This window comes from Streptomyces yatensis, from assembly GCF_018069625.1.
In the GTDB taxonomy this organism is placed as follows: domain Bacteria; phylum Actinomycetota; class Actinomycetes; order Streptomycetales; family Streptomycetaceae; genus Streptomyces; species Streptomyces yatensis.
Window position 1 is genome coordinate 3,722,875 of record NZ_CP072941.1, and the last position, 24,360, is coordinate 3,747,234.

The 24,360-nt window shown below is 70.6% G+C and carries 26 protein-coding genes; 6 read left to right on the plus strand and 20 right to left on the minus strand.

All coding sequences use genetic code 11. The features are described from left to right. Nucleotides 1-10 precede the first annotated feature (10 nt). Nucleotides 11-403 carry an SCO5389 family protein gene (locus J8403_RS14990; RefSeq protein WP_037951008.1) on the minus strand — a complete coding sequence of 131 codons (393 nt, stop codon included), beginning with the start codon at nt 401-403 and terminating at the stop codon, nt 11-13. 211 nt (nt 404-614) lie between these two features. Between J8403_RS14990 and nucS the strand changes: the two genes are divergently transcribed. Next, complete coding sequence (nucS, locus tag J8403_RS14995) at nt 615-1,277, plus strand: endonuclease NucS (protein ID WP_203348529.1); 663 nt, start codon at nt 615-617, stop codon at nt 1,275-1,277. A 179-nt stretch (nt 1,278-1,456) separates the two neighbouring features. On the opposite strand, the gene J8403_RS15000 is transcribed toward nucS, so the two are convergent. The 4 genes from J8403_RS15000 to J8403_RS15015 form a co-directional block, all read right to left on the minus strand. Then, nucleotides 1,457-4,090: an ATP-binding protein gene (locus tag J8403_RS15000; RefSeq protein WP_211123628.1), complete on the minus strand. Its 2,634-nt coding sequence runs from the start codon at nt 4,088-4,090 to the stop codon at nt 1,457-1,459. Between the two features lie 210 nt (nt 4,091-4,300). Next, complete coding sequence (locus J8403_RS15005) at nt 4,301-4,624, minus strand: STAS domain-containing protein (protein ID WP_211123629.1); 324 nt, start codon at nt 4,622-4,624, stop codon at nt 4,301-4,303. A 155-nt stretch (nt 4,625-4,779) separates the two neighbouring features. Continuing rightward, entirely contained in the window at nt 4,780-5,628 is an 849-nt protein-coding gene (locus J8403_RS15010; protein WP_211123630.1) for a 3-hydroxyacyl-CoA dehydrogenase family protein, read from the minus strand. Between the two features lie 97 nt (nt 5,629-5,725). Then, a complete protein-coding gene (locus tag J8403_RS15015) occupies nt 5,726-6,367 on the minus strand; it encodes a TetR/AcrR family transcriptional regulator (RefSeq protein WP_211123631.1) in 642 nt (213 codons plus the stop codon). Between the two features lie 80 nt (nt 6,368-6,447). Here J8403_RS15015 and J8403_RS15020 point away from each other — a divergent pair, with 80 nt between their 5' ends. The 3 genes from J8403_RS15020 to J8403_RS15030 are packed head-to-tail and all read left to right on the plus strand — an operon-like array spanning nt 6,448 to nt 8,638. Then, entirely contained in the window at nt 6,448-7,230 is a 783-nt protein-coding gene (locus J8403_RS15020) for an ABC transporter ATP-binding protein (protein ID WP_211123632.1), read from the plus strand. A 56-nt stretch (nt 7,231-7,286) separates the two neighbouring features. Then, nucleotides 7,287-8,042: an ABC transporter permease gene (locus tag J8403_RS15025; protein ID WP_211123633.1), complete on the plus strand. Its 756-nt coding sequence runs from the start codon at nt 7,287-7,289 to the stop codon at nt 8,040-8,042. Between the two features lie 23 nt (nt 8,043-8,065). Beyond that, entirely contained in the window at nt 8,066-8,638 is a 573-nt protein-coding gene (locus J8403_RS15030) for a cob(I)yrinic acid a,c-diamide adenosyltransferase (RefSeq protein WP_211123634.1), read from the plus strand. Nucleotides 8,639-8,736: 98 nt separating this feature from the next. Here J8403_RS15030 and J8403_RS15035 read toward each other — a convergent pair whose 3' ends face one another. Further along, nucleotides 8,737-9,288: a hypothetical protein gene (locus tag J8403_RS15035; protein WP_211123635.1), complete on the minus strand. Its 552-nt coding sequence runs from the start codon at nt 9,286-9,288 to the stop codon at nt 8,737-8,739. A 171-nt stretch (nt 9,289-9,459) separates the two neighbouring features. Here J8403_RS15035 and J8403_RS15040 point away from each other — a divergent pair, with 171 nt between their 5' ends. Both J8403_RS15040 and J8403_RS15045 read left to right on the plus strand, forming a co-directional pair. Next, entirely contained in the window at nt 9,460-10,674 is a 1,215-nt protein-coding gene (locus J8403_RS15040) for a sensor histidine kinase (protein WP_211123636.1), read from the plus strand. Next, nucleotides 10,671-11,387: a response regulator gene (locus tag J8403_RS15045; protein ID WP_425519789.1), complete on the plus strand. Its 717-nt coding sequence runs from the start codon at nt 10,671-10,673 to the stop codon at nt 11,385-11,387. Before J8403_RS15040 ends, J8403_RS15045 begins: the two co-directional genes overlap by 4 nt. A gap of 111 nt (nt 11,388-11,498) precedes the next feature. Here J8403_RS15045 and J8403_RS15050 read toward each other — a convergent pair whose 3' ends face one another. The 14 genes from J8403_RS15050 to J8403_RS15115 all read right to left on the minus strand — a co-directional run bounded on the left by J8403_RS15050 (nt 11,499) and on the right by J8403_RS15115 (nt 24,348). Further along, nucleotides 11,499-11,948, minus strand: a complete 450-nt coding sequence (locus tag J8403_RS15050) for a DUF2550 domain-containing protein (RefSeq protein WP_211123638.1) — start codon at nt 11,946-11,948, stop codon at nt 11,499-11,501. Nucleotides 11,949-12,066: 118 nt separating this feature from the next. Beyond that, nucleotides 12,067-12,444, minus strand: coding sequence for a F0F1 ATP synthase subunit epsilon (locus J8403_RS15055; protein WP_211123639.1), 378 nt, complete (start codon nt 12,442-12,444; stop codon nt 12,067-12,069). 111 nt (nt 12,445-12,555) lie between these two features. Continuing rightward, nucleotides 12,556-14,001 carry a F0F1 ATP synthase subunit beta gene (gene atpD, locus J8403_RS15060; RefSeq protein WP_211123640.1) on the minus strand — a complete coding sequence of 482 codons (1,446 nt, stop codon included), beginning with the start codon at nt 13,999-14,001 and terminating at the stop codon, nt 12,556-12,558. A 4-nt stretch (nt 14,002-14,005) separates the two neighbouring features. Further along, nucleotides 14,006-14,920 (minus strand): F0F1 ATP synthase subunit gamma, encoded by a 915-nt coding sequence (locus J8403_RS15065; protein ID WP_211123641.1) that lies wholly within the window; start codon nt 14,918-14,920, stop codon nt 14,006-14,008. Between the two features lie 2 nt (nt 14,921-14,922). Then, nucleotides 14,923-16,494 carry a F0F1 ATP synthase subunit alpha gene (gene atpA / locus J8403_RS15070; protein ID WP_211123642.1) on the minus strand — a complete coding sequence of 524 codons (1,572 nt, stop codon included), beginning with the start codon at nt 16,492-16,494 and terminating at the stop codon, nt 14,923-14,925. 89 nt (nt 16,495-16,583) lie between these two features. Continuing rightward, complete coding sequence (locus J8403_RS15075) at nt 16,584-17,399, minus strand: F0F1 ATP synthase subunit delta (RefSeq protein WP_211123643.1); 816 nt, start codon at nt 17,397-17,399, stop codon at nt 16,584-16,586. Further along, the gene (locus J8403_RS15080; RefSeq protein ID WP_211123644.1) at nt 17,396-17,968 is read right to left on the minus strand and encodes a F0F1 ATP synthase subunit B; all 573 of its coding nucleotides are present in this window, start codon (nt 17,966-17,968) and stop codon (nt 17,396-17,398) included. The genes J8403_RS15075 and J8403_RS15080 overlap by 4 nt, the downstream gene beginning before the upstream one ends. Before the next feature lie 38 nt (nt 17,969-18,006). Continuing rightward, complete coding sequence (gene atpE / locus J8403_RS15085) at nt 18,007-18,249, minus strand: ATP synthase F0 subunit C (protein ID WP_037951036.1); 243 nt, start codon at nt 18,247-18,249, stop codon at nt 18,007-18,009. A gap of 77 nt (nt 18,250-18,326) precedes the next feature. Continuing rightward, nucleotides 18,327-19,136, minus strand: a complete 810-nt coding sequence (gene atpB / locus J8403_RS15090; RefSeq protein WP_059147674.1) for a F0F1 ATP synthase subunit A — start codon at nt 19,134-19,136, stop codon at nt 18,327-18,329. A gap of 264 nt (nt 19,137-19,400) precedes the next feature. Next, complete coding sequence (locus J8403_RS15095) at nt 19,401-19,856, minus strand: Cg1360 family ATP-synthase-associated protein (protein WP_014054922.1); 456 nt, start codon at nt 19,854-19,856, stop codon at nt 19,401-19,403. 291 nt (nt 19,857-20,147) lie between these two features. Next, nucleotides 20,148-21,557: an MraY family glycosyltransferase gene (locus J8403_RS15100; RefSeq protein WP_211128255.1), complete on the minus strand. Its 1,410-nt coding sequence runs from the start codon at nt 21,555-21,557 to the stop codon at nt 20,148-20,150. 63 nt (nt 21,558-21,620) lie between these two features. Continuing rightward, complete coding sequence (locus tag J8403_RS15105; RefSeq protein ID WP_211123645.1) at nt 21,621-22,910, minus strand: serine hydroxymethyltransferase; 1,290 nt, start codon at nt 22,908-22,910, stop codon at nt 21,621-21,623. Between the two features lie 134 nt (nt 22,911-23,044). Continuing rightward, nucleotides 23,045-23,704: an arsenate reductase/protein-tyrosine-phosphatase family protein gene (locus tag J8403_RS15110; RefSeq protein WP_059147678.1), complete on the minus strand. Its 660-nt coding sequence runs from the start codon at nt 23,702-23,704 to the stop codon at nt 23,045-23,047. Next, on the minus strand, nt 23,701-24,348 hold the full coding sequence (locus tag J8403_RS15115) for an L-threonylcarbamoyladenylate synthase (RefSeq protein WP_014054918.1): 648 nt from the start codon (nt 24,346-24,348) through the stop codon (nt 23,701-23,703). Before J8403_RS15115 ends, J8403_RS15110 begins: the two co-directional genes overlap by 4 nt. Nucleotides 24,349-24,360 lie beyond the last annotated feature (12 nt).

Here is a 24,360-nt window from a genome sequence, read left to right on the forward strand (position 1 = left end):
GGATGTCCCGTCAGCAGTCGCGGAGTTCGGGTGACTGGTTGAGCAGCTGCCCCCGGACCGAGGTGAAGCGGGCGAGGCGTTCGTCGGCGGACGCGTCCATCGGGAAGACGGCCACCCGGTGGCAGTTCTGGAAGGCCAGCCGCACCCCGAAGTGGCGCTGCAGCGCGCCGCGTATCGCGTCACTGGCGAGTGCGCGAAGCAGTTGACCGCGTGCCTGCTCATCGGGCGGCGGCGTCTGGTTGTCGGCGAACTCCCCGCCGTCCACCTTCAGCTGGGCCACCAGAGAGCTGATCATCTCCCAGGCGTAGGGTAGGGAGTTCCGGACGCAGTCGACGAAGGCTGCTTCGTCGACCTCGCCTCGCTCGGCCTGTTCGAGCAGGGCCGGTGAGACGTCGAGCGACATGGGTTCTCCTCTCGCGACCCCGCGCGCGGGGTCTCAGGGATGGGAAGGGCGGACGGCGACGCAGCGTACCCGTCCGACGACCGCCCGCTTCAACGGTAATTCGGCCACTCCGCCCGCACCAGGAGAATGGGCACACAACCAGCCATCCCCGAAGGGGTCCATCGCCGGACGAATCGCGTCGGGCGGCGGTGGTCGAGTAGCGTTGCCGACCATGCGTCTCGTCATCGCCCGGTGCTCCGTGGACTACGCCGGCCGCCTCACCGCCCACCTCCCCTCGGCACCCCGCCTGATCCTCGTCAAGGCCGACGGCAGTGTGTCCATCCACGCGGACGACAGGGCCTACAAACCCCTCAACTGGATGTCTCCGCCGTGCACGCTGAAAGAAGGCGACGACGATGTGTGGACGGTCGTGAACAAAGCGGGCGAGAAGCTCATCATCACCATGGAGGAGGTCCTCCATGACTCCTCGCATGAGCTCGGCGTCGACCCTGGCCTGATCAAGGACGGTGTGGAGGCCCATCTGCAGGAGTTGCTCGCCGACCGGATCGAGACACTGGGCGATGGCTGGACGCTTATTCGGCGTGAATACCCCACTGCCATCGGTCCCGTGGACATTCTCTGCCGCGACGCGGACGGGACGACGGTCGCCGTGGAGATCAAACGCCGTGGTGAGATCGACGGTGTCGAGCAGCTCACCCGCTATCTCGAACTCCTCAACCGGGACCCGCATCTCGCCCCGGTGAAGGGCATCTTCGCCGCCCAGGAGATCAAGCCCCAGGCCCGCGTCCTCGCCACGGACCGGAGCATCGGCTGCGTGGTGCTGGACTACGACGCGCTGCGGGGCATCGAGGACGACAAGCTCCGCCTGTTCTGACACGGGGCTGACGCCGGGCCGACACGGGGGCGCCGGGGCCATCGGGCCCCGGCGCCCTTCCGTCGTACGGGCTCCGTGGGGCGACGAGATCACGCCACGCGGGCCGGACACCGTCTGGCGTGATCCGGCGCCCGGCGCCCAGGGCGCGCCCCTCGCGCCCCCGTACAGCGCTCCCCCGGCTACGCGACCGGAGAGGCCGTGCCCGACGCCGTGTGGGTCGTGGGCGCGCTCGCCGTCGTGGAGGTGTCGCCGGTGGGGGTCTGCGTCGGGGCGGAGGTCGTGGGCGTCGGCTTGGTGGGCTCGCCGGTCGGCGTCGGCGGCTTGCTCGTCGGCGGCTTGGTCGTGGGCCGCGGACCGCTGGTCGTCGGGTCCGACGACGGCGGCGAGGGCGGCTGCTCGGTGTCGGAGGGCGAACCGCTGGTGGACGACGGGTCGCTGGACGTCGTGGTGCCGCTGGGCGAGCCGCTGCCGCTCGGCGCGGTCGGGGAGGTGGACGCCTTGGGTGTCCCGCTGAGGCCGGGCTGGGGGTCCTGGCCGGTGCCGTGGGTGGGCTCGTCGGCGGTCAGGCCCTTGTCGTCGTCCTGCTGAGAGGCCGACCGGTCCGGCTTGACCTTGTCGGAGGGGCTGTCGGAGTCGTCGCCCGAGGTGGCGCCCAGGGTCACGACGGTGCCGAGCACGGCCACCAGCAGCACGCCCGCGGAGGCCGCGACCACATTGCGCCGGGCACCCTGCATCGCCAGCCGGCGCAGACCCCGCGGTTCGTCGCCCGAGGGCCCGGCAGGAGCGGGGGCCGAAGCGGAGGTCAGGGCCGAGGGGGTGGCGGCCACCGTGGTCCGGGAGACGGCCGGGACCACCGCCGTCACCGCCTTTGCCGGGGCCGGGGTACCCGTGGCAGGCATCGGCGTCGTCGTGGCCGCCTTCGGGGTGACGATCGTGGTCTCGGTGTCGCCCGGTGCGGCGCCCGCCGCCGGGGGCGTCACGTCCTCGCCCTTACGGCTTCCGCCGCCCGCCCCGAACGCCCCGGCCATCGCCGAACCGGGCGAGCGGTCGGCGACCAGCGCCAGCGCGCGCCGGCCCGCGACCGTGCCCCGCTTGTCCGCGAGAACGCCCCGCAGCCCGACGGACGCCTCCAGCTCGGCACGGGCCCGGTCCGGATGGCCCGTGCACAGCGCGAGGACGCCCAGCTCATGGTGGAAGTACGCCTCGTCCGCGACCTGTCCCGCCAGCCGCGCGGCCTCCTGGCCGTGCCGCACCGCGCGCTCCCAGGCGCCCCAGTGCAGCGCCGCGGCGAAGGCGGGCGCGGCGGCGCGGGCGAGGAGCACGGCGGCGTCCGCGTGGCCCGGCTCGCGGCTGCCGATGAGCGCGGTCATGGCCGCGAGGATCGCGTCGGCCTCGGCGGCGACGCGCTCGGGGGCCACCGAGGGGTGCCCGGCCCACCAGGCGTAGTGCCCGGCGACGGCGTGGGCGCGCCCGGCGTCCGCGTCGGCGTAGCCCTCCTCCGCGAGCTGGGCGGTGACGCGCGCCGCCAGCCGGTGGTGCGCCCAGGCCGCGGTGACGAGGCCGCAGCCGAGCAGTTCGCCGAGGGCCGCGTCCGCGTGGGTGTCCGCGGACAGCGCGCGCAGATGCACCTGGTGCGGGCATTCGCCGCCGAGCGCGACCGCGAACCGCAGGGCGTCGTGGGCCGCCTCGCTCAGCCGTCCGGCGAGCAGCGCGGCGGGGGACGCCGCCTCGGCGATCGAGGGCAGCGGGACGTCATGGCCCCCGCCCGCCTCCCGCGCGGCGGGGTCGTCGCGCAGGGCGTCGCGCTGCCGCAGCAGCGCGCCCGCCTGGACGAAGCGCAGCGGCAGCCCCTCGGACTCGAACCACAGGTCGGCCGCCCAGCTCGCCTCGTCCTCCTCCAGGGGCCGTCGCGCGGCCCGCGCCAGCAGGTCGAGCCCGGCCGTACGGCTGAGCCCGGAGAGGAAGACCTCTTCGAGGTGGGATTCGGCGGAGGGCGCCGGGACGTCGGGGGTGGCGGAGATCAGGAACGCGCATTCGGGGGTCGCGTCGAGGAACTCGTCCAGCGCGGCGCCGCCGAACTCGATGTCGTCGAGGACGACGACCGCGCCGACCCCCTGGACCGCCTCCAGCAGCTCCGCGCGCTCGGGCCGGTACAGCGGTGCGCTGAAGACGGCGGCGTAGAGGTCGTGGAGGAGGTCGGCGGGGGTGCGGTGGTAGCCGGAGAGGCGTACGACACCGTCGGGCGCCAGCCGCTCGCAGTCGGCGGCCACGGCCTCCAGCAGGGTGCTGCGCCCCGAGCCGGAGGGCCCGGTGACCCGCACCGAGCGGCCGCGGGCGAGCAGCCGGGCCAGCCGCTCCCGCTCCTCGTCGCGCTCCAGCATCGGCAGGTCGGGCAGGACGGTGCCGGAGGGACGCGGCGCGGCGGCGGCGTGGCGCAGCTCGGCCCGCTCGTCGGGGCCGTGGCGCTCGGGCCGGGCGGGGCGCTGTCCGGGCGGGCAGGGTTCTATCTCGCTGCCGTCGACGGGGTTGACGGTGAGCAGGTAGTCACCGGTGACGATGCGCGCGGTGCGGGCGGGAGGCCCAGCAGGGTCGGAGGATACGGAAGATGCCGAGGAGGCCGACGAGGCGGAGGAGCCGGGCACCGGGCTGCCCAGCGACGGCGTCGGTATGTCCCCCGGCCGCCCCGACGGCGCGGGCGGGCGTGACGGCGAGCCGGCGCCGGGGGTGTCCGCCGCATGCGGCGCACCGGACGCCGCGCCCGGCCCGGACTCGTCCCAGCCGTGCTCGTGCGATCCGCGGTTCTTCGGGTCCATGGTCCTTGCCCCCCAGATGCGTGGCGTGCTGTAAGGCTCCCCGGCCTGCCTTCGCTTCTGGTCCGGTGCCGCCGTAGGGAATGTGTCCGGCATTCACCGAACCCCGGGCCGTATCACACGGCCTGGACCTGCTCACAGTATCCACCGCGCGGGAGGGGGCCCACGCCACCCCGGGTAACCCACCACCCCCGGATATCCGGCCCGCACGGCTCACACTCGCGGCAGTGACTCCGCCTCCAGCCCGCCTTCGATCGCCAGGATGCGATGCAGCCGGGTGGCCACCAGCAGCCGCTGCATCTGGGGCGGCACCCCGCGCAGCACCAGCCGTCTGCCCATCCGGCCCGCGCGGCGGTGCGCGCCCATGATCACCCCGAGCCCGGTGGCGTCCCAGGAGTCCAGTTCGGTCAGGTCGAGAACGAGATCCCCGCCGCCGGCGTCGACGGCGGTGTGCAGGGCCGTACGGGCGTCCGCCGCGCTCCGGACGTCCAGTCGGCCCCCGACGACCAGCTCGGCGTGGTCGCCCCTGATGTGCATATGCGCTCCCCTATACGGTGCGTCGTGTCGTCAATGCGCCATTTCTGTCTACAGAACTGACTGCCTCTCACACGCGGAAGTTGCCGTCTGTAAGCGAACCGATACCGAATTCACCCAGGAGGGTGAGTTCCGGGCCTGGCGCCGCACCAGGGCCCTCAGTAGCGGTAGAAGCCCTCGCCGCTCTTGCGGCCGATGTCCCCCGCGTCGACCATCCGGCGCATGATCTCCGGCGGTGCGAACTTCTCGTCCTGCGACTCGGTGTAGATGTTGTCGGTGGCGTGCAGCAGAATGTCCACGCCGGTCAGGTCGGCCGTCGCGAGGGGTCCCATCGCATGGCCGAAGCCCAGCTTGCAGGCCGTGTCGATGTCCTCGGCCGTGGCGACCCCCGACTCGTACAGCTTCGCCGCTTCCACGACGAGTGCGGAGATCAGCCGGGTGGTGACGAAGCCCGCGACATCGCGGTTGACGACGATGCAGGTCTTGCCGACGCCCTCCGCGAACTCCCGGGCGGCGGCCAGGGTTTCGTCACTCGTCTTGTGACCGCGGACCAGCTCGCACAAACCCATCATCGGGACGGGCGAGAAGAAGTGGGTGCCGACGACCCGCTCCGGGTGCCGGGTGGCCGCGGCGATCTTGGTGATCGGAATGGCGGAGGTGTTCGAGGCCAGGATCGTGTCGTCCTTGACCAGTTCGTCGAGGGTACGGAAGATCTCCCGCTTGACCTCGACCTTCTCGAAGACCGCCTCCACCACGACATCCGCGTCGGCGGCGGCCTCGAGGTCGGTCGTGGTGGTGATCCGGCCCAGCGCCCGCTCGGCCTCCTCCGCCGCCAGCTTGCCCTTGGAGACGAACTTCTCGTACGAGGCCCTGATGCCGTCGGTGCCGCGGCGCAGCGCCTCATCGGTCACATCGCGCAGCACCACGTCCCAGCCGGCCTGGGCCGAGACCTGCGCGATACCGGACCCCATGAGTCCGGCTCCGATGACCGCGAGCTTCTTGGCCACGACACACACCCCTTCGTTCCACCTGATCTGGTCAACAGTCCGATGTGCCGGACCTTAACGCCCGTTCACCCCTGCGGGCAGCCCCTCGTAACGCGCGTCACGGTGTGTTCTTCACCGCATAGTTGAGCACCGTGTCGCTGAGAAGCGATTCCATGACATCGACGTTGCGCAGGGCGTCCTCGGCGACCTCGGCCACGCCGCCGCCCTCCGCGAGCCCGCGGATGATGGAGCGCAGGACGGCGTTCTGCAACCCGATGAGCTGGTGCGCGATGAACTCGGGCGTCGGGTCCCGCGGGTCGGCGGCGGCCTCCTCGCGCAGGGTGGCACCGAGCTGGTGGACCGTCCGGCCCTGGATGGCGAAGAGTCTGGCCATCAGCGTCGGGGACTCCACGATGACCTGACGGAACCGCTCATAGCCCTCGGTCAGCCCGACGTAGGCGTGCCGTTCGCGGATGTCCTGGCGCAACTGGTCCATCAGCGCCCGCGCCGCCGACCGTCCGGCCGCGCGCTCGCGGACCAGCCGGGAGGGGCGGTCGACGACCTCCTCCTCGCGGTCGACGAAGAGGTCCTCCTTGGCCGGGAAGTAGTTGTAGACCGTATTGACGGAGACCTCGGCCGCCTCGGCGATCTCCGCGATCGTGACCGCGTCGAAGCCGCGCTCCATGAACAGCCCGGTCGCCACGTCCGAGATGTGCTGCCTGGTCTGCCGCTTCTTCCGCTCCCTGAGTCCTTCCGCCATGGCCCCATCCTAGCTTCGCTGGGGCTGCTTGATTTTTGGGGTCGTTGCAAAATTAGTGAGTCTCTGTTTTTCTGAGTCGCATGGCAGTCATCACGACGAACGGCCTCACCCGCACCTTCCGGACCAAGCGCGGCCCCGTGACCGCCGTGCGCGGTATCGACCTGACCGTCGAGCCAGGTGAGATCCTCGGCTTCCTCGGGCCCAACGGGGCGGGCAAGACCACCACGCTGCGCATGCTCACCACGCTGCTCCCGCCCACCGGCGGCAGCGCCACCGTCGCCGGGCGCGACCTCGCCCGCGATCCGGCGGGGGTGCGCCGGCGGATCGGCTACGTGGCGCAGGCCGGCGGGGTCGATCCGACCGTCTCCGTACGGGAGGAGTTGGTCACCCAGGGGCGGCTCTACCGGATGGCCAGGGCCGAGGCGACCGCCCGCGCCGGGGAGCTGGCCCAGGACCTGGGCCTCGCCGACCTGCTGGACCGCCCCTGCGCCGCGCTCTCCGGCGGGCAGCGGCGGCGGCTGGACATCGCCCTCGGCCTGGTCCACCGGCCCGAGATCCTCTTCCTGGACGAGCCGACCACCGGCCTCGACCCCGGCAGCCGCGCCGATCTGTGGCAGCTGATCCGCCGGCTGCGCTCCGAGCACGGCATGACGGTCTTCCTGACCACCCACTACCTGGACGAGGCGGAGGCCCTGGCCGACCGTCTGGTCATCGTCGACCAGGGCCTGGTGGCCGCCGAGGGGACGGCTGAGCGGCTCAAGGCCGAGCACGGCGGCTCACCGGACGCCACCCTCCAGGACGCCTTCATCGCCATCACCGGGCGCGGCACCGCCCCGCGGAATCCCGCCCCGCTCGCTGTCTGACGCGCGGTCACCCACAGCGCCCCAAGCCCCGCAAGAAGCCCCCCAAGGAAGGCCCCATGCCCCACGTCGTCTCCGACACGGCCCTGATATTCGGCCGCTACGCCCGCCAGACGCTGCGCTCCAAGCCCGCCCTGATCTTCGGGATGGTCCAGCCGCTGCTCTTCCTCGTCTTCTTCGGCCCGCTGCTCACCGATCTGCCGCTGGGCGGCCGGGCCAGCTCCTGGCAGACCGTCGTCCCCGGAATCCTCGTCCAACTCGGCCTGTTCAGCGCCTCGTTCACCGGGATCGGGCTGATCCTCGAACGGCGCACGGGCGTCATCGAGCGGATGCGGGTCACCCCGGTCAGCCGGCTGGCGCTGCTCATGGGCCGGGTGCTCAAGGACGTCGTCCTGCTGCTGGTGCAGTCGCTGCTGCTGGTGTGCGTCGCCGTGGTGCTCGGGCTGCGCGCCCCGGTGCTGGGCGTGGCGATCGGCTTCGTCTTCGTCGGCGTGCTGACCATCTCGCTCGCCTCGCTCTCCTACGCGCTGGCGATGCGGGTGGCGTCCCCCCAGGGGTTCGCGCCGGTCATCAACTCCATCACCATGCCCGCGATGCTGCTGTCCGGGATTCTGCTGCCGATGTCGCTCGGGCCCCGCTGGCTCGACATCGCCTCGCACTTCGTGCCGTTCCGCTATCTCGTGGACGGGGTGCGGGCCGCCTTCGCGGGCGAGTACGGGGACGGGAAGATCGCGCTGGCCTCGCTGGTCGCGTCCGCGCTCGCGGTGGTGGCCGTCACCCTCGGGGCACGGCTCTTCCGTCAGGCCGGGGCGTAGGGCGGCCGCGTAGGCTCGGACCCATGGTCAATCTCACCCGCATCTATACGCGTACCGGGGACACGGGCACCACCGCCCTCGGCGATATGAGCCGCACCGCCAAGACCGATACCCGGATCGCCGCGTACGCCGACGCGAACGAGGCGAACGCCGCGATCGGGGTGGCCATCGCCCTGGGCCAGTTGCCCGCCGAGATCGTCAAGGTGCTGGTCCGCGTCCAGAACGACCTGTTCGACGTGGGCGCGGATCTGTGCACCCCCGTGGTGGAGAACCCGGAGCACCCCGCGCTCCGCGTGGAGCAGGGCTATATCGACAAGCTGGAGGCGGACTGCGACGGTTTCCTGGAGGGTCTGGAGAAGCTGCGCAGCTTCATCCTCCCGGGCGGCACCCCCGGCGCCGCGCTGCTGCACCAGGCGTGCACGGTGGCGCGCCGCGCCGAGCGCTCCACCTGGGCGGCGCTCGCCGAGCACGGGGAGTCGATGAACGCGCTCACCGCCACCTATCTCAACCGGCTCTCGGACCTGCTGTTCATCCTGGCCCGCGCGGCCAACAAGGAGGTCGGCGACGTCCTGTGGGTCCCGGGCGAGAACCGCTGAAAAACCACGGGCCCCGCCGGCCCAGCCGCGCGTGGCAGCGCGTCGCCGGGGCCGACGGGGCGGGGGCGGGGCTCGGTGTGGTCTGTCCGCTACGGGGGTTAGCGGGCAGAGGAAGCCGAGCGCTCCCGCTTGGGAAAGAGTGTGTAGCTGAGCGCGATGGCCACGTTGATGCCGATCAGGAAGAGCATCTTGAGCTGCCAGTCGCGCAGCGAGCCGATCTCGCCGTCGTCGCCGACGTACCAGATCGCGCCCTGGAGCAGGGCGATGGCGATGACCGCCGCCAGCACCCAGCGGCCGGCCGTCTTCCACTCGTGCAGCGTCTTGGCCGCGCCGTACTTGGCCGGCTTGACCGGCGGCGGGCCGCCGAAGAACCGGTGGGCCACCCGGGCGTCGACCCATTTGATCGTCGAATGGCCGAGCGCGGCCGAGTATCCGATGTAGACGGCGGCCAGGCCGTGCTTCCAGTCCGGTTCCGCGCCGTTCCGCAGGTCGATCACGGTCGTCACGAACAGCACCAGCTCCAGCAGCGGCTCGCACAGCAGCACCGCGGTGCTGGCCTTCGGCATCTTCGCCACGTACCGCAGCAGCAGCCCGATGGCCAGCAGCACCCAGAAGCCGACCTCACAGGCGATGATCAACGCGACAACCACGATGTTTCCTCTCTCGCTCTGCCCTTGGCCCCACCCTCTCCCGGCGATCAGGGCGCCCGCGTCGTCGTCGGCGATGAAACCCGGCTGCATCCTTCGATGTACGCCGCCGGGCGGCGGCCCCGGACTCAAGGGGGAGGCCCACCCCGCGCGCCACATGGTGTGATGGGTGCCATGCCGTCCCGTCCCCACCTCCCGCGCCCCCACCGGCACGACGTCCTGATCGGCCTCTGCGGACTGCTCGGCGGGGGCCTGATGTGGGCGGTGGGGGTGCACAACAACCAGTCGTTCTTCCACACGCCCCGATGGCTGGGGCTGATCGCGCTGTTCGTGATCTCGGCGGCCGTGCTGCTGCGCCGCTCCCGGCCCCTCGTCGGTCTGGGCGTGGGGACCGCCGCGCTCGGCGTCGACATCCTCAGCGGCGGGCTGGCCGTGACGTTCCTGATCTACACCGACCTGGTGTACGCGGCCGTCATGTACTCCGGCCCGCTCGCCGCCCGGCGCATCCCCCAGATCTGCGGGCTGCTCACCGGGCTGGCGACCGTGGTGCCGCTGGCCATCTTCGGCGATCCGGTGGCGCTGCTGGTCGGCCCGTTCGTCGCGCTGCTCACCCTCACCCCGGCGTGGACCGGGACGGTGGTCCGCAACCACCGCGAGGAGGCCGCGGCGGCCCGTCTGGAGGCGGAACGCGTCGCCCTGCTGGCCGAGTTGGACCGGCGGGAGGCGGTCGCCTCCGAGCGCTCCCGGATGGCGCGCGAACTCCACGACATGGTGGCGAACCACCTGTCGGCCATCGCCATCCACTCCAGCGCCGCGCTCTCCCTGAAGGACCCCGCCGCGACCGACGACGCGCTCGGCGTCATCAGGGAGAACAGCGTGCGGGGCCTGGCCGAGATGCGCCGGCTGATCGGGCTGCTGCGGGACCCCGGGGACACGGCGGAACCGGCCGCCATCTCCACGCTCGACGCGCTCGACACCCTGCTGGAGCAGGCCCGCGCCAACGCCCGCCCCGGCGGGCAGGACATCGTCCTGTGCGACGAGCGGCCCGCCGGCGCCGACCCGCTGCCCGCCCCGGTCGAGCTCGCCGCGTACCGCATCGTCCAGGAGTCGCTCACCAACGCCCTCAAGCACGCCGCGCCCGGCCGGGTGGACGTGACGCTGGCGCATCGCGCGGACGGTCCGCTCGAAGTCAGCGTCATCAGCCCCTACGGCGACCGCTCTGGCCCCCGGGCACCCGGCTCCGGCACCGGGCTGATCGGGATGCGGGAGCGGGTGAACCTGCTCGGCGGCACCCTCGACGCCGGGCCCGTCACCGGGCCCCGGGGCATGGTGTGGCAGGTGCGGGCCGCGCTGCCCCGGGGTGACGAGAGCGCTCCGAGTGTGCCATGACCCTTCGACGACCAGGAGCCACCGTGACCCCGCCCGCCCCGCCCTCCGGCACCGCGTCCGAGCCGATCCGGGTTCTGGTCGCCGAGGACCAGAGCGCGGTGCGTTCCGGGCTGGTGCTGATCCTGCGGTCCGCCCCCGATGTCGAGGTGGTCGGCGAGGCGGTCGACGGCCTCCAGGCGGTGGAGATGGCCCGGGCGCTGCGCCCCGATGTGGTGCTGATGGACGTCCAGATGCCACGGCTGGACGGGGTGTCGGCGACCCGCCAGGTGGTCGCCGAACAGCTGGCCGATGTGCTGGTGCTCACCACGTTCGACCTCGACGAGTACGTCTTCGGGGCGCTGCGCGCGGGCGCCTCCGGGTTCCTGCTCAAGGACAGCGAGGCGGCCGATCTGATCGAGGCGGTCCGTACCGTGGGGCGCGGCGAGGGGATGATCGCCACGGCGGTGACCCGCCGCCTGATCGCGGAGTTCGCCCGGCCCCAGGCCGCCCCCTCCCCCACCACGCCCAGTCCCGCGGCGCTCGCCTCGCTCACCCCGCGGGAGCGGGAGGTGCTGGCCTGTCTGGGTCAGGGGTTGTCGAACGCGCAGATCGCGGCGCGGCTGAGCATGGCGGAGGCGACGGTGAAGACGCATGTCAGCCGGCTGCTGAACAAGCTGGAGCTGCGCAGCCGGGTCCAGGCCGCGGTGCTGGCCCAGGAACTGGGTGTGCGGTAAGTGCTCCGCGGGGAGTGCCGCGAGGTGCGGTCGTTCATCCGCGGCTGTGTCGTGGCCGGTCGCGCCCGCGCGGCGGAGCCGCACGTCGACACAGCCCCGTGCCCCTTCAAGCTAGGCGACGTTGACGCGCTGGCCGGGGGGAGCGGCCTCCAGCCAGGCCAGGAAGCCGGTCAGGGCGTCCTCGCTCATGGCCAGCTCCAGCCGGATCCCGCCGTGCCGGCAGGCGAGCACCACCGCGTCGGAGAGCAGCGCCAGCTCCTCCTCGCCCTTGGGGGTGCGCCGCTCCAGCACCTCGATCGAGGCGCGCTCCAGCATCCGCCGGGGCCTCGGCGCGTAGGAGAAGACCCGGAACCACTCGACGCGGTCGCCGTTGTAGCGGGCGACCCCGTACACCCAGCCCTTGCCGCTGGTCTCGGATTCGCTTGCGGGTGGGTCCCAGCGCAGGGAACAGTCGAAGGTTCCGCCGGACCGCTGGATCAGCCGCCGCCGGAGACCGAAGACGAAGAGTCCCACCACCACCAGCGCGACGACCAGGCCGCCCACAAGCAGAGCGAGGACCATCTTCACCGACCTCCTCGCGTCATCCGGAAAAACCGCACCTGCATCGCCTCAGCCGCGGACCGCTGAAAGGGCTCCAGCGAGGTCCGCGGCTGAGGTTTTCCGACCGTACGTGACAGGCTCAGTGCGCTCCCGCCACCGCACGCAGCCGGACGTCGGCGCGCCGCTCGGCGGCGGCGTCCGCCTCCGACTTGGCACGCTCCAGCGCCCGCTCCGCGCGCTTGACATCGATCTCGTCGGACAGCTCCGCGACCTCGGCCAGCAGTGAGAGCTTGTCGTCCGCGAACGAGATGAACCCACCGTGCACCGCGGCCACGACCGTCCCGCCGTCGACCGAACGGATGGTCACCGGGCCGGACTCCAGCACACCGAGCAGCGGCTGGTGGCCGGGCATGACGCCGATGTCACCCGATGTGGTGCGCGCGATGACCAAGGTGGCCGCACCGGACCAGACACTACGGTCCGCCGCGACCATCTCGACGTGCAGCTCAGCAGCCAACGTGGCTCCTCGGGTCTCTCCCTGCCGGGTCGGGCAGGGCTTTCGTCAAAGAATAACGGGCGTACGGAGAGGGGTGGGACCGGGCCCACCCCTCTCCCGGAGCTACCGGGCTCAGGAGACGCCCAGCTCCTTGGCCTTGGCCTTGAGGTCGTCCAGGCCACCGCACATGAAGAACGCCTGCTCGGGGAAGTGGTCGAACTCACCATCGGCGATCGCGTTGAACGCGGCGATGGATTCGTCCAGCGGCACGTCCGATCCGTCGAGGCCGGTGAACTGCTTCGCCGCGTGGGTGTTCTGCGACAGGAAGCGCTCGATACGGCGGGCGCGGAAGACGGTGAGCTTGTCCTCCTCGCCGAGCTCGTCGATGCCCAGGATGTTGATGATGTCCTGGAGGTCCTTGTACTTCTGCAGGATCGACTTCACGCGCGAGGCGCAGTCGTAGTGCTCCTGCGAGATGTAGCGCGGGTCCAGGATCCGGGACGTCGAGTCCAGCGGGTCCACCGCCGGGTAGATGCCCTTCTCCGAGATCGGCCGGGAGAGCACCGTGGTCGCGTCGAGGTGCGCGAAGGTGGTCGCCGGGGCCGGGTCGGTCAGGTCGTCCGCGGGGACGTAGATCGCCTGCATCGAGGTGATCGAGTGACCACGGGTCGAGGTGATGCGCTCCTGCAGGATGCCCATCTCGTCGGCCAGGTTCGGCTGGTAGCCCACCGCGGAGGGCATCCGGCCGAGCAGGGTCGAGACCTCGGAACCGGCCTGGGTGAAGCGGAAGATGTTGTCGATGAAGAACAGCACGTCCTGCTTCTGCACATCGCGGAAGTACTCCGCCATGGTCAGACCGGCCAGGGCGACGCGCAGACGGGTGCCCGGGGGCTCGTCCATCTGGCCGAAGACCAGCGCGGTCTGCGGGAGCACGCCGGACTCGGCCATCTCCTCGATCAGGTCGTTGCCCTCACGGGTGCGCTCGCCGACACCGGCGAACACGGAAACGCCCTCGTGCAGCTTGGCCACACGCATGATCATTTCCTGGATGAGCACGGTCTTGCCGACGCCCGCGCCGCCGAACAGACCGATCTTGCCGCCCTTGACGTACGGGGTCAGCAGGTCGACGACCTTCAGGCCGGTCTCGAACATCTCGGTCTTGGACTCGAGCTGGTCGAAGGCCGGGGCCTTGCGGTGGATGGACCAGCGCTCGGTGACCTCGGACTCGGCCTCGGGCTCGTTGAGGATCTTGCCGAGGGTGTTGAACACCCGGCCCTTGGTGACATCGCCGACCGGCACGGTGATGCCGTCGCCGGTGTCGGTCACCGCGGCCTGGCGGACCAGACCGTCGGTGGGCTCCATGGAGATGGCGCGGACCAGGCCCTCGCCGAGGTGCTGGGCGACCTCGAGGGTCAGGGTCTTCTTCGCACCGTCCTGCGCCGGGTCCGAAACCTCGACGGTCAGCGCGTTGTAGATCTCCGGCATCGCGTCGACGGGGAACTCCACGTCGACGACCGGGCCGATGACCCGCGCGACGCGGCCCGCGGCCACAGCGGTTGGCTCAACAGTGGTGGTCATAGTGTCAGTCACTCCCCGCGGAGGCGTCGGCCAGAGCGCTCGCGCCACCGACGATCTCGCTGATTTCCTGGGTGATGTCGGCCTGGCGGGCCGCGTTGGCAAGCCGCGTGAGCGTCTTGATGAGCTCTTCGGCATTGTCGGTCGCCGACTTCATCGCCCGCCGGGTGGCCGCGTGCTTGGAGGCGGCGGCCTGGAGCAGGGCGTTGTAGATGCGGGCCTCGACGTACCGGGGCAGCAGGGCGTCCAGGACGTCCTCGGCCGACGGCTCGAAGTCGAAGAGCGGAAGGATCTCGCCCTTCTTCTCCTGCTCCTCCGCCTTCTCCGCGAGGCTGAGCGGCAGCAGCCGGTCCTGGACCGGGGTCTGCGTCAGCATCGAGACGAATTCGGTGAAGACGATGTGCAGCTCGTCCACGCCGCCCTCGGCCGTCTCCTGGAGCACGGCCTCGATCAGCGGGCCCGCGATCTTCTTGGCGTCCGCGTAGGTGGGGTTGTCGGTGAAGCCGCCCCACGACTCCGTGACCTTGCGCTCACGGAAGCCGTAGTAGGCCACGCCCTTACGGCCGACGATGTAGGTGTCGACCTGCTTGCCCTCACCGGTGAGCCGCTCGGTGAGCTGCTCGGCCGCCTTGATCACGTTGGAGGAGTAGCCGCCCGCGAGACCGCGGTCGCTCGTGATGAGCAGGACCGCGGCACGGGTCGGGTTCTCGCTCTCCGTGGTCAGCGCGTGCTGGGTGGTGGACCCCTTGGCGACCGCGCCCACCGCCCGGGTGAGCTCGGTGGCGTACGGAGTCGACGCGGCCACCTGGCGCTGCGCCTTGACGACGCGCGAGGCGGCGATCATCTCCATCGCCTTGGTGATCTTCTTGGTCGCGGAGACGGACTTGATCCGCCTCTTGTAGACCCTGAGCTGGGCACCCATGCTCAGTCCTCGCCCAGCAGCTTGCCGTCCGAGGTCTCGAACTGCCGCTTGAAGCCGTCGACCGCCTCGCCCAGCGCGGCGATCGTGTCGTCGGACATCTTGCCGCCCTCGACGATGCTGGTCAGCAGGGACTTGTGCTCACGGTGGAGGTAGTCCAGCAGCTCCCGCTCGAAGCGGCGGATGTCCTCGACCGGAACGTCGTCCATCTTGCCCGTGGTGCCGGCCCAGATGGAGACGATCTCGTCCTCGGTGGAGAACGGGGCGTACTGCGGCTGCTTCAGCAGCTCGACCATGCGCGCACCGCGCTCCAGCGACGCCTTGGAGGCCGCGTCCAGGTCCGAGCCGAAGGCCGCGAAGGCCTCGAGCTCACGGTACTGGGCGAGGTCCACCCGGAGGCGGCCGGACACCTGGCGCATGGCCTTGTGCTGAGCCGAACCACCGACTCGGGAGACCGAGATACCGACGTTGAGGGCCGGCCGCTGGTTGGCGTTGAACAGGTCCGACTCGAGGAAGCACTGACCGTCGGTGATGGAGATGACGTTGGTCGGAATGAACGCCGACACGTCGTTCGCCTTGGTCTCGACGATCGGCAGACCGGTCATCGAACCGGCACCCATCTCGTCGGAGAGCTTGGCGCAGCGCTCCAGCAGCCGGGAGTGCAGGTAGAAGACGTCGCCCGGGTAGGCCTCACGACCCGGCGGACGGCGCAGCAGCAGGGACACCGCGCGGTAGGCGTCGGCCTGCTTGGACAGGTCGTCGAAGACGATCAGGACGTGCTTGCCCTGGTACATCCAGTGCTGACCGATGGCCGAGCCCGTGTAGGGGGCGAGGTACTTGAAGCCCGCCGGGTCGGACGCCGGGGCGGCGACGATGGTGGTGTACTCCAGGGCACCGGCCTCCTCCAGCGCACCGCGCACGGAAGCGATGGTGGAGCCCTTCTGGCCGATGGCGACGTAGATGCAGCGGACCTGCTTCTTGGGGTCGCCGGAGCGCCAGTTGTCGCGCTGGTTGATGATCGTGTCGACGCACAGCGCGGTCTTGCCGGTCTGCCGGTCGCCGATGATCAGCTGGCGCTGGCCGCGGCCGATCGGGGTCATGGCGTCGACGGCCTTGTAGCCCGTCTCCATCGGCTCGTGCACCGACTTACGGTCCATGACCGTGGGGGCCTGCAGCTCAAGGGCACGGCGGCCCTCGGTCTCGATCTCGCCGAGGCCGTCGATCGGGGCACCCAGCGGGTCGACCACGCGGCCGAGGTAGCCCTCGCCGACGGCGACCGAGAGAACCTCGCCGGTGCGGTGCACCTGCTGGCCCTCCTCGATGCCGCTGAACTCACCGAGGACGACCGCACCGATCTCGCGCTCCTCGAGGTTGAGGGCGAGGCCGAGGGTGCCGTCCTCGAACTTCAGCAGTTCGTTCGCCATGGCCGAGGGAAGACCCTCGACCTTCGCGATGCCGTCGCCGGCAACGCTGACCGTCCCGACCTCCTCGCGCGAGGCCGCGTCCGGCTTGTACGCCTGGACAAAGTTCTCCAGCGCGTCCCGGATCTCCTCCGGCCGGATCGTGAGCTCCGCCATCTGGGTTCCCTGCTCTCCTTGTTGGGCCCGAAGTGTCTGACTACGGCCCAACTCGGGCCGCTTACATGCTTGTTGAGTTGGTGGCTGTGTCAGCCGGCCATCCGACGGGTCGCCTCTTCGAGGCGGTCCGTGATGGTCCCGTTGATGATCTCGTCGCCGACGCGCACGGCGATCCCGCCGAGGACCTCCGGGTCCACGTCGAGGTTGAGGTGCATCTTCCGTCCGTACAGCTTCCCCAGTGCCTCGCCGAGCCGCTGCTTCTGCCGGTCGCTGAGCGGCACCGCGGAGGTGACGACCGCGACCGTACGGTCCCGGCGCTCCGCCGCCAGCTTGGACAGCTCGTCGAGACCCGCCTCCAGGCTACGACCCCGCGGATGGGTCACCAGACGGATCACCAGCCGCTCGGTCACCTGGTCGGCACGGCCGCCGAGCAGCTCGCGGACCAGCCCGGCCTTGGCCGAGACGCTCGCGCGCCGGTCGGTGAGCGCACCCCGGAGCTCGGACGAGGAGGAGACGATCCGGCCGAACCGGAACAGCTCGTCCTCGACGTTGTCGAGGGCACCCGTCCGCTCGGCCGCCACCAGGTCGGCGGCGCTGGCCAGCTGCTCCAGCGCGTCCACCAGGTCACGCGAGCGCGACCAGCGGGACCGGACCAGGCCGGAGATCAGGTCGAGGGCCTCGCCGCCGACCTGTCCGCCCAGCACCCGCGCGGCCAGCTCGGCCTTGGCCTCGCCGGGCTGCGCCGGGTCGGTGAGGACCCGGCGCAGCGAGACCTCGCGGTCGAGCAGCGCGGTGACGGCGGCCAGCTCCTCGGCGAGCTTCGACGCGTCGACGGCGGTGTTGTCCGTCAGGGCGTCGAAGCGCTCGCGCGCGGCTGCCAGTGCCTCCCGGCTCGCTCCGTTCATCGGCCGGCCTCGGCCTTCGAGCCGTCGTTCGTCTTGGAAGCCTTGTCCTCGAGTTCGTCGAGGAACCGGTCGATGGTGCGGCTCTGCCGGGCCACGTCCTCGAGCGACTCGCCGACGATCCGGCCGGCCAGGTCGGTGGCGAGCCTGCCCACGTCCTGGCGCAGGGTCTGAGCGGCCTGCTTCCGATCGGCCTCGATCTGGGCGTGGCCGGCGGCGATGATCTCCTCACGCTGCCGCTGGCCCTCCGCGCGCATCTCGGCGATGAGCGCGGCGCCCTGCTCCTGCGCCTCCTGGCGCAGTCGCGCGGCCTCGTGACGGGCGTCGGCGAGCTGGGCTCGGTAGTCCTCGAGGACCTGCTGGGCTTCGGCCTGAGTGGCCTCGGCCTTCTCCATGCCGCCTTCGATCGCCTCACGGCGCTCGTCCAGAACCCGGTTGATGTTCGGGAGGAGCTTCTTGGCGAGGAAGAAGAAGACGATGGCAAAGGCGATCAGGCCGATGACCAGCTCCGGGATCGGCGGGATGAGGGGGTTCTCACTCTCCTCAGCCGCCACCTGTACCAGGGCGTTCACATCAGTGCCTTCCGTCTGTCGTGGTTAAAGCGGTCCGTTCAGGACTTGAAAAGGAAGCCCATGACGATACCGATCAGCGCGAGCGCCTCACAGAAGGCGAAGCCCATGATCTGGTTGGCGCGGATCAGGCCGGCGGCCTCGGGCTGGCGGGCCAGGGCCTGGGTGCCGTTACCGAAGATGATGCCGACGCCGACGCCGGGGCCGATGGCGGCGAGACCGTAACCGATCGAGCCGAGGTTGCCGGTGATGCCGTCGGCGGCGAGGGTCTGGAGAGCGGACATGCCGGTTCTTCCTTTGCGTTTCATGGGCCGGTGGGGGTTGGCCACCGGACGTCTGATGGTCTGGGAGCCAGGTCCGCTCAGTGGTGCTCGGCGAGCGCGCCCTGGACGTAGTTGCAGGCCAAGAGCACGAAGACGTACGCCTGGACAGCCTGGATGAAGAGCTCGAAGGCGGTCAGCAGAATCGTCATCACGAAGGACGCGCCCGCGTAGACGATGCCGATGCCGTTCAGCAGGTACCAGGTGCCGATGGTGAACATCAGCAGCAGCAGATGACCCGCGAACATGTTGGCGAAGAGCCGGACCGCGTGGGTGAAGGGCCGGATGATGACGTTCGAGAAGAACTCGATCACGACGATCATCGGCAGGATCGCGCCGAGCTCCTTGTCGTAGCCGGTGATGTTCTTCCAGCCGCCGACGAAGCCGTGCTTCTTGAAGGTCAGGTACATCCAGAGGATGTAGACGATCGCGGCCAGACCGGCCGGGAAGGCGATGATCGACGTCACCGGGAACTGAGCGACCGGAATGATCGACCAGAGGTTCATGATCCAGACGAAGAAGAAGATCGAGACCATGAGAGGGACGTACTTCTCGCCCTCCTTCTTGCCGAGGGCCTCATAGACCAGGCCGCGGCGCACGAAGTCGTAGCCGGCCTCACCGATCATCTGAAGCTTGCCCGGCACGACCTTGGCCCGCGCGAAAGCGGCCCAGAAGAACCAGACGATGGCGACCGTACCCAGCAGGGCCAGCAGCATCGGCTTGTTGAAGTCAAAGCCGCCGACGGAGAAGAGCGGCTCGAACTTGAAGGAATGGAGTCCGGGTGCCGGGAAGCCGCACCCGTCGAAGATGTGGCAGTTCGTCTCGAAGGCGAGCGTCTGGTCAGAACTCACCGCGAGCTCCTTCAGCGTGGCGCATGGGTACGGCAACCTCGTTGTGTCGGCGCGGCACGCGGCCACGGAACGGCACTGGACTGGTCTTGCGGATGTGGGGGCGGCTGATCGGCGCGTGGCCGAGTGGTATGTCGGGCATCAGCTGCATGGGCCGCCGATTCCGTCCCGTGGAATCCGGGGGTTCAGCTACCTGCGCCCGCTGTGCCTCAGATGGCACCGGACGATAGCAGGTGAGCGCACATGCTCTTATCCCGGCCCTACTTCTCACGACGTGGACCCGGCGGGAGCGGACTTCTTCGCCCCCTCGGGCTTACGTTCGTCCTCGGCTTCGGGCTCCACATAGAGGATCTTCGCCTTCATATGCGCACGGGTCTGTGCGCCGACCCACACCAGGGTCGCCGCGAGCAGCGCGAGGGCGAAAGCCTTGACGTTGAACATGGTGGTGTCCTGGAACACCGCGAGCACGACCGCCACCAGCAGGAACTCGGTCATGAAAAGCACCATGCCCATGGCCTGGAACAGATGCGGGAGATGCTTCGCGGTGCGCTCCAGCACGATCAGCCCCGAAGCCATCACCACCATGGCGACGAATGTGCCGAAGCCCGCGCCGATCGCTCCCTTGCCGCCTGCGAACGCGGCACCGACAGCGACGGCGACCACGCCGGCGACGGCGGTGGGCACGGCGCAACTCAGGAGCGTTCTGGCGTCGTTGGACTGCATGAAGGGTTTCTCCGGCAAGTGTCGGAAGCAACGATTCGTCGTGGACGAGCGTATCCCCGGGGACAGAGGAGACCTCACGACGAAGAGCCGTCGCCCTACGGCCCCTCGGGTCTAGCACCGGGTTTAGTGAACGGTATCACAAACTATTTGATGAGGTCTTTACCCTTCGGATGTGCTGCACGTCACACGGGAGAGTTATCGGCTGGGTACCGTGCTGACGCCGTCCTGTGATCTTCGGCGCTCTCCCCGGACCGTTCCCGCCGGCACTTTCTGGGGGAATCACCAGGGCGGTTACTGGGGTGAGCCGATCCTGCGGCGGTGGGTGAAGCGGGACCGGTCGCCGATCGCGGTGGCACCGTTCACCCCGCCGTTCATCCCCGCGTTCGCGCCGCCGTTCACGCCGGAGCCCACCGGCTCGGGCGCGGCCGGCTCCGGATCCGACGCCGCGGACCCCGCACCGGCCACGGCCGCCACCGGCTCCGCGGGCGCCTCGGCGCCCTGCTCGGCCCGTGCGATCCGGTTGGCGCGGCGGTAGCGCGGCGGCACGAATGCCTCGGCCCAGCGCGGAACGCGCGGGGTGAACCGCGGCAGCAGCAACAGCACGAGACCGACCCCGCTCAGCGCGACGATCGCGAGGACGAACCACACACCGGCCGAGTTCACCGAGTACGCCACGGCGCCGAAGGCGATCAGCGCCGACCAGAAGTACATGATCAGGACGGCCCGGCTGTGCGAGTGCCCGATCTCCAGCAGCCGGTGGTGCAGATGGCCGCGGTCCGCGGCGAACGGCGACTGGCCCCGCCAGGTGCGCCGGACGATGGCCAGCACCAGGTCGGCGAAGGGCACCGCGATGACGGTCAGCGGCAGCAGCAGCGGGATGTAGACCGGGACGGTGGCGTGCACCGCGGCCTGCTCGGACCCCTCGAACAGCTTCATCGCGTCCGGGTCGACCTGGCCGGTGATGGAGATGGCGCCCGCCGCCAGCACCAGCCCGATCAGCATCGAGCCCGAGTCGCCCATGAAGATCCGCGCGGGGTGCGCGTTGTGCGGCAGGAAGCCCAGGCACATCCCCATGAGGACGGCGGCGAACAGGGTGGCGGGCGCGGCCGCCTCCAGGCCGTAGCCGTACCAGATGCGGTAGGCGTACATGAAGAACGCGGCGGCGGCGATGCACACCATCCCCGACGCCAAACCATCGAGCCCGTCAACGAAGTTGACCGCGTTGATGGTGATGACGACCAGGGCGACGGTCAGCAGCGTGCCCTGCCAGGGCGTCAGCGAGACCGGCCCCACACCGGGCACCGGAAGCCACAGGATGGTCAGACCCTGGAGCACCATCACACCGGCGGCGATCATCTGGCCGCCCAGCTTGATCAGCGCGTCCACGCCCCACTTGTCGTCCAGCACGCCCAGCAGCCAGATCAGCCCGGCACCGGACAGCAGCGCCCGTGGCTCGTTGGAGACCTCGAAGACGTCCTTGAGGTTGGTCAGATGGGCGGCGACCAGCAGCCCCGCGCACAGCCCGCCGAACATGGCGATGCCACCGAGCCGCGGAGTGGGCTCGCGATGCACATCACGGGCGCGGATCTCCGGCATCGCACCGGCCGCGATGGCGAATTTCCGCACCGGCCCGGTCAGCAGATAGGTGACCGCGGCCGTGATGCACAGAGTCAGCAGGTATTCACGCACAGGCTGCCCCAGAGGTATCGCTGGCCATCACAGCCTCACACCTTATGCGTGTCGGACGCCTCGCGGTGAACGTACTTACAGACGTCCTACACCTTCGGATGGTTGCATGATTCGGCCCTCGTCCGGATAGGGCGGAAATCTCCCGGCCAGTTCCGCCACCTTTTCCCGTACCACGCCCTCGTCCCGCAAGACGGTTCCCATCAGGGCCGCTATCCGCTCCATTTCCGGCGCTCCCATTCCCTGGGTGGTCACCGCGGCGGTGCCCAACCGGATCCCCTTGACGCACCCCCGGGGCTCGGTGGCGGACGCCAGCGCGCAGGTGTCCAGGACGATCCCGGCGGCCGCGCAGCGCGCCTTCGCGGTCCGTCCGTCCAGGCCCAGCGGGGCCGCGTCGGCGGTGATCATATGGGTGTCGGTGCCGCCCGTGGCCACCGCGAGACCCTCCGCGACCAGGGCGTCCGCGAGCACCCGGGCATTGGCCACCACCCGCCGCGCATAGGCGGTGAAGGCGGGCGCCGCGGCCTCGCCGAACGCCACCGCCTTGGCCGCGACGGTGTGCATCTGGGCGCCGCCCTGGGTGAACGGGAACACCGCCCGGTCGACCCGCTCGGCCAGCTCCGCGCCGCACAGCAGCATTCCGCCGCGCGGCCCGCGCAGCACCTTGTGTGTCGTTGCGCACACCACATCGGCGTACGGCACCGGGGACGGCGCCGCCTTTCCCGCCACCAGACCGATCGCATGGGCGGCGTCGGCGATGAGATACGCGCCCACCTCGTCGGCGACGGCACGGAAGGCGGCGTAGTCCAGATGGCGCGGATAGGAGATGGAACCGCAGACGATCGCCTTCGGCCGGTGGGCGTGGGCGAGCGCGCGGAGCTGCTCGTAGTCGATCAGACCGGTCGCCGGATCGACGCCGTAGCCGATGAAGTCGAACCAGCGGCCGGAGAAATTGGCGGGCGAGCCATGGGTGAGATGGCCGCCGTGCGGCAGCGCCATCGCGAGCACCGTGTCCCCGGGCCGCAGCAGCGCGGCGTAGGCGGCCAGCACCGCCGAGGATCCCGAATGCGGCTGCACATTGGCGTGCTCGGCGCCGAACAGGGCCTTCGCCCGGTCCTGGGCGACCCGCTCGGCGATGTCCACGATCTCGCAGCCGCCGTGGTGGCGGGCGCCGGGATAGCCCTCGGCGTACTTGTTGGCCAGCGGCGAGGCGAGCGCCGCCAGCACGGCCGGCGAGGTGAAGTTCTCGGCCGCGATCAGCTGGAGGCCGCAGGAGACGCGGTCGATCTCGCTCAGGATGATCCCCGCCAGCTCCGGGTCCTGGCGGGCGAGCGCTCCGAAATCGGGGCCCCGGGGGGTGACGGCCATGGCGTGCTCACAGCCTTGGGAGGGGACGGCGGGTCGTCGAAGGTGGTCACCCCCAATGTAGGCCCCACGCGCCCTCGTGGCGCGCCGTGAGCCCCGGGAAACCCCCGTCGGCGCGCCCGGGGCCCCGCCAGGGGCTACGCGGGGGCGGGGACCCCCGTCAGGGCCGTGACGACCGGGTCCAGGGCCTGGTTGATCTCGTCCCCGATGGAGCGGAAGAAGGTGATCGGCGCCCCGTACGGATCGTGCACCTCGTCCGCGTCCTCGGTGGGCGCCAGCAGCCAGCCGCGCAGCGCGGCCGCCGCCTGCACCAGGGCGCGGGCGCGCTCCACCACACCGCCCGCCTCCTCCGGATCGGGCAGCGTCGCGGGGTCTATGGCCCGCACCAGCCGGGTGAACTCCTTGAGCGTGAAGGTGCGCAAGCCGGCCGAATGCCCCATCGAGATGACCTGCGCCCGGTGGTCGCGGGTGGCGGTCAGGACCAGGTCGGCACGGATGACGTGCTCGTCCAGCAGCTCACGGCCGAGGAAGCCCGCCGGGTCGGCGCCGAAGTCGGTCAGGACCGTCGCGGCGTGCGCCTCCATGGGCGCGCCCTCATGGCCCCAGGTGCCGGCGCTCTCCACGATCAGACCGCGGGTGCGGACGGTGCCGAGGCGGTGCGTGAGGGCATGCCGGGTCAGCCGCTCGGTGATCGGCGAGCGGCACACATTGCCGGTGCTGACGTGGAGGATGCGGAAGGTGGCCTCGGGCTTCTTCTCACGGTGTTCCGCTATGCCACGCCCCTCAGGGGCTGTCAATTCGCCACCTCGAGGTCGGGTACGACCTCCCGGAGCTGCTCGGCGGTGAGCGCACCCGCCCGGAGCAGCACCGGCACCTTGCCGGTGACGTCGACGATCGAGGAGGGCACGGCGGCCGGGGTGGGCCCGCCGTCGAGGTACACCGAGACGGAGTCCCCCAGCATGTCCTGAGCGGCGTCGCAGTCCTGCGGAGAGGGGTGTCCGGTCAGATTGGCGCTGGAGACCGCCATCGGGCCGAAGTCCGTCAGCAGCTCGATCGCGACCGGGTGCAGCGGCATCCGCACCGCGACGGTGCCCCGGGTCTCCCCCAGGTCCCAGGTGAGCGAGGGCTGGTGCCGGGCGACGAGGGTGAGCGCACCGGGCCAGAAGGCGTCGACCAGTTCCCAGGCCATCTCGGAGAAGTCGGTGACCAGGCCGTGCAGGGTGTTCGGGGAGCCGACCAGCACCGGGGTGGGCATATTGCGGCCGCGGCCCTTGGCCTCGAGCAGATCGCCGACCGCCTCGGCGTTGAAGGCGTCCGCGCCGATCCCGTAGACGGTGTCGGTGGGCAGCACGACCAGTTCGCCGCGGCGGACGGCGGAGGCGGCCTCGCGCAGGCCGGTCTTGCGGTCGGTCGCGTCCCCGCAGTCGTATCGCCGTGCCATCTTTAACGGACC

Bases quoted from the DNA above. Each gene is read 5' to 3' on its own strand.
- J8403_RS15115 (WP_014054918.1), bottom strand. From the start codon at position 24,348: ATGGCACGGCGATACGACTGCGGGGACGCGACCGACCGCAAGACCGGC.
- atpE (WP_037951036.1), bottom strand. From the start codon at position 18,249: ATGTCCGCTCTCCAGACCCTCGCCGCCGACGGCATCACCGGCAACCTC.
- J8403_RS15040 (WP_211123636.1), top strand. From the start codon at position 9,460: ATGCCGTCCCGTCCCCACCTCCCGCGCCCCCACCGGCACGACGTCCTG.
- J8403_RS15065 (WP_211123641.1), bottom strand. From the start codon at position 14,920: ATGGGTGCCCAGCTCAGGGTCTACAAGAGGCGGATCAAGTCCGTCTCC.
- J8403_RS15095 (WP_014054922.1), bottom strand. From the start codon at position 19,856: ATGCAGTCCAACGACGCCAGAACGCTCCTGAGTTGCGCCGTGCCCACC.
- nucS (WP_203348529.1), top strand. From the start codon at position 615: ATGCGTCTCGTCATCGCCCGGTGCTCCGTGGACTACGCCGGCCGCCTC.
- J8403_RS15105 (WP_211123645.1), bottom strand. From the start codon at position 22,910: ATGGCCGTCACCCCCCGGGGCCCCGATTTCGGAGCGCTCGCCCGCCAG.
- J8403_RS14990 (WP_037951008.1), bottom strand. From the start codon at position 403: ATGTCGCTCGACGTCTCACCGGCCCTGCTCGAACAGGCCGAGCGAGGC.
- J8403_RS15005 (WP_211123629.1), bottom strand. From the start codon at position 4,624: ATGCACATCAGGGGCGACCACGCCGAGCTGGTCGTCGGGGGCCGACTG.
- atpA (WP_211123642.1), bottom strand. From the start codon at position 16,494: ATGGCGGAGCTCACGATCCGGCCGGAGGAGATCCGGGACGCGCTGGAG.
- J8403_RS15075 (WP_211123643.1), bottom strand. From the start codon at position 17,399: ATGAACGGAGCGAGCCGGGAGGCACTGGCAGCCGCGCGCGAGCGCTTC.
- J8403_RS15015 (WP_211123631.1), bottom strand. From the start codon at position 6,367: ATGGCGGAAGGACTCAGGGAGCGGAAGAAGCGGCAGACCAGGCAGCAC.
- atpD (WP_211123640.1), bottom strand. From the start codon at position 14,001: ATGACCACCACTGTTGAGCCAACCGCTGTGGCCGCGGGCCGCGTCGCG.
- J8403_RS15020 (WP_211123632.1), top strand. From the start codon at position 6,448: ATGGCAGTCATCACGACGAACGGCCTCACCCGCACCTTCCGGACCAAG.
- J8403_RS15000 (WP_211123628.1), bottom strand. From the start codon at position 4,090: ATGGACCCGAAGAACCGCGGATCGCACGAGCACGGCTGGGACGAGTCC.
- J8403_RS15045 (WP_425519789.1), top strand. From the start codon at position 10,671: ATGACCCTTCGACGACCAGGAGCCACCGTGACCCCGCCCGCCCCGCCC.
- J8403_RS15050 (WP_211123638.1), bottom strand. From the start codon at position 11,948: ATGGTCCTCGCTCTGCTTGTGGGCGGCCTGGTCGTCGCGCTGGTGGTG.
- J8403_RS15025 (WP_211123633.1), top strand. From the start codon at position 7,287: ATGCCCCACGTCGTCTCCGACACGGCCCTGATATTCGGCCGCTACGCC.
- J8403_RS15030 (WP_211123634.1), top strand. From the start codon at position 8,066: ATGGTCAATCTCACCCGCATCTATACGCGTACCGGGGACACGGGCACC.